The 3,024-nt window shown below is 70.3% G+C and carries 3 protein-coding genes and 1 pseudogene; 1 reads left to right on the top strand and 3 read right to left on the bottom strand.

Annotated features, from left to right (window positions below):
* From RT309_RS07025 to RT309_RS07015, 3 genes are all read right to left on the bottom strand, one after another.
* A partial coding sequence (locus RT309_RS07025; RefSeq protein WP_313356155.1) for an SMC family ATPase occupies nucleotides 1–939 on the bottom strand: 939 nt, incomplete at its 3' end.
* Nucleotides 939–2,099, bottom strand: a complete 1,161-nt coding sequence (locus RT309_RS07020) for an exonuclease SbcCD subunit D (RefSeq protein WP_313356154.1) — start codon at nucleotides 2,097–2,099, stop codon at nucleotides 939–941. The genes RT309_RS07025 and RT309_RS07020, both read right to left, overlap by 1 nt.
* A 74-nt stretch (nucleotides 2,100–2,173) precedes the next feature.
* The gene (locus RT309_RS07015) at nucleotides 2,174–2,482 is read right to left on the bottom strand and encodes a GNAT family N-acetyltransferase (RefSeq protein WP_313356153.1); all 309 of its coding nucleotides are present in this window, start codon (nucleotides 2,480–2,482) and stop codon (nucleotides 2,174–2,176) included.
* 343 nt (nucleotides 2,483–2,825) lie between these two features.
* Between RT309_RS07015 and RT309_RS07010 the strand changes: the two are divergent.
* Nucleotides 2,826–3,024: pseudogene (locus RT309_RS07010) on the top strand (winged helix family transcriptional regulator); the annotation flags it as partial.

The raw sequence follows: 3,024 nt of genomic DNA, 5'->3' as shown, positions 1-3,024 counted from the left end.
GGTCGTGGCATCCGCGATCTGGCCGGCCTGCGCGTCCAACGCGGCGAGCGCCGAGCGCGCGCGGTCGCGGTCGGACTGCGCTTGACGCTGCTCCTTGAGCACGGTGAGCGCGCCGTCCGCCGACGCGAGTGCCTTCTCCGCGGCGACCCGTTCGGTGCCGAGCCGCTCGACGCGGTAGTCGGCGCGGGCCATCGCGCGGCGGAGGCGTTCGATCCTGGCATCCGTCGCATCCGGAATGTCGTCGGCGTCGTCGCCCGACAGCTCGGCATCGCCGACGATTCGCTCGGCCTCGTCGAGGCGCGCGTCGACCGTCGCTCTGCTGCCGCCCAGCGCCTGCTCGGCGTCTCGGCGGCGCTCGTCGAAACGGGCCTGATAGTCGGCGAACCGCTCGGTGCCGAACAGGCGGCGCAGCAGCGCCTGGCGTTCGCGACTGTCGGCGAGCAGGAAGTCGGCGAACCGGTTCTGCGCGAGCAGGATGACCTGCAGGAACTGCTCCTGGGTCAACTGGAGGATCTCGTCCATCTCGTTCGCGACATCGACGGCTCGCGCCGCGACCCCCACCCACCCGGCATCGGTGAGCTCGTCCAGCGACACGGCGGCCGCCTGCTTGGTGAGCCCCCCGCCGCGCCTGGCCGGGCGCTGGTACTCGGGCGAACGCGTCACGCGGTACCGGCCGGCGACCGTGCTGAACTCGACGACCACCTCGGTGATGTCGTCGGGCTCGCAGTGGTCGCTGCGCAGGCGCTTCTCGCCGCCCTTCTCGTAGCGTGGCACTCCGCCGTACAGCCCGAAGCACACGGCATCGAGGATGCTCGACTTGCCCGCGCCGGTGCGCCCGGCGATGAGGAAGATGCCGTCGTCGGCGAAGGCGTCGAAGTCGATGCTCTGCCGATCGCGGAACGGCCCGAACCCTTCGATCTCGAGGCGGTGCAGCTGCATCAGACGAGCGCCTCGGCGCGCACCCGATCGTCGAGAACCTCACGGATCAGCTCGACCTCGCGCTCGGTCGCCCCCTGGCCCGCGCGCACGTGCTCGAGGAACGCCTCGATGCGGTCGGCGTCGCTGACGGCGGCACGCAGCCGCTGCGTGTACGAGCGCTCGTCAGCGGCATCCACCCCCTCGGGCTGGTGCTGCACGAGGGCGCAGAACCGGAAGCGCTCACGCAGCCGCCGCATCGGCTCGTGCTGCGGCACGGCGTCGGTGTAGATCGCGCACACCCAGTCGTCGCCGTGACGGGCGGCGTTCTCGTCGCTGAGGATCTCGTCGAGGGTGCCGGTGAGCGTCACGAGGGTGCGCGGAATCGGAAGATCGAGCCACTCGACCGACGCGAGGCCGGCGGCGTCGAAGTCGACCAGCCAGGAGCCGCGCTGCTTGTGCTGCTCGCCGAAGCTGTAGTGCAGGGGCGCGCCCGAATAGCGCACCCGGTCGCTCAGCTGCTGCCGGCCGTGGATGTGCCCCAGGGCCACGTAGTCGGGCCCGTCGAATCCGGCCAGCGGCACCATGTCGAGCCCGCCCTGGCGCACCTCGCGCTCGAGCCCCGCCGTCGGGTCGACCCCGGCTGCGAAGCAGTGCGCGATCGCGACCGACCGCCCGCCGTGGGCCGTCACGCCCTCGCGCACCAGATCCATGGCGTGCTGCATCACCTGAGCCTGCGTGCGCAGCGGGCGCTCGTCGTCGTTCCAGTGCTGGCGGACGATGGCGGGCTCGAGGTACGGGATGCCGAAGAGGTGCACCGGGCCGTGCTCATCGTGCACGGTGACGGGGGTCGAGATCGCGAGCGGGTCGGTGAGCACGTGGATGCCGTCGCGCAGCAGGCGGGAGTGGAAGCCCAGCCGAGCGGCGGAGTCGTGGTTGCCGCTCGTCATGACCACTGTGGCGCCGGTCTCATGCAATGCCAGCAGGGCGTCGTCGAGCAGTGTGTAGGCGGATGCCGCGGGCGTGGCGGAATCGAACACGTCGCCCGCGACGATCACCACGTCGACCGCGTGCTCGCGCACCTGTGCGACGAGCGCGTCGAGCACCTCGGCCAGCGCCGCGAGCGTGGAGTGCCCGTGGAACGTGCGGCCGATGTGCCAGTCGGAGGTGTGCAGGATGCGCATATCCACACGGTATGCGGGGCCTCCGACATCGTGTCCGAGGCGTGCCGCGCTCCGGCGCACTGCCCCGGACCGCCTCAGCGGTGGCGCAGCAGATGCCGCCTGTCGGGATGCGCGTCGAACCAGTCGGCGACGTACCAGCACACCGGGTCGATGCGGCGGTCGCCGCGAGCCTCGATCTCGGCGACGGCACCCGCCACCACGCGGGCGGCGTACCCGTGTCCGCGATGCCTCGGGATCGTGTAGGCGCGCGTCATCGCGACGGTCGCGCCGTCATCGCGGTAGTCGAGCACGCTCAGCAGTTCGCCGTCGCGGGTGAGGGTCCAGCGCTCGGCATCCCTGTCATCGAGGAACACGAAATCAGCGGCATCGGCGGGTGAGCTCATCTCTGCAACGTTACGTCGTGTTTCGCGCGCGGGATCGTCACGTTTTGACATGGCGGGTCACGGTGGGAAATAATGACGCCCATGACCACCAGCGCAAGCCCTCTGTCCGCCCAGGAGGCGAACGGGACTGCCGGGATGATGATGCCCGGTCGCGTTGGCATGTGTTGCCGAATGTGTTGCTAAGGCGCAACCACCCAGCCTGACTCACTGAATTCCCCTCGATCTGAGGACGAGTCTCTGAGCGCCCACCCTTCGCGCTCATATCCCCCACCGGCTCCGCCCGGTCATTCGTGCAACGCATTCCGAGCCCCTCGGCTCACGTATCCGTGAAGGATCCATCATCATGTCGAACATCGCCCTCCTCGAGCGTCCCGTCACCGCCCCCGTCCGCGTCGTCTCGCCCGCCGACGCCGCTGCCGACCTTCCGTCCGTCCGATCGCCGCGCGGCTTCGCCCTCTACGTCGGCATCGACGAGATCAAGGCGGCATCGGCCGGGATCAGCCTTCCCGTGCTCGTCGACGCGCTGCGCCGCACGCTCGCAG

The organism is Microbacterium sp., from assembly GCF_032084865.1.
Taxonomy (GTDB): Bacteria; Actinomycetota; Actinomycetes; order Actinomycetales; family Microbacteriaceae; genus Microbacterium.
Note: the sequence above shows the minus strand (reverse complement) of the source record. Positions and strands in the feature narration are given on the sequence as shown.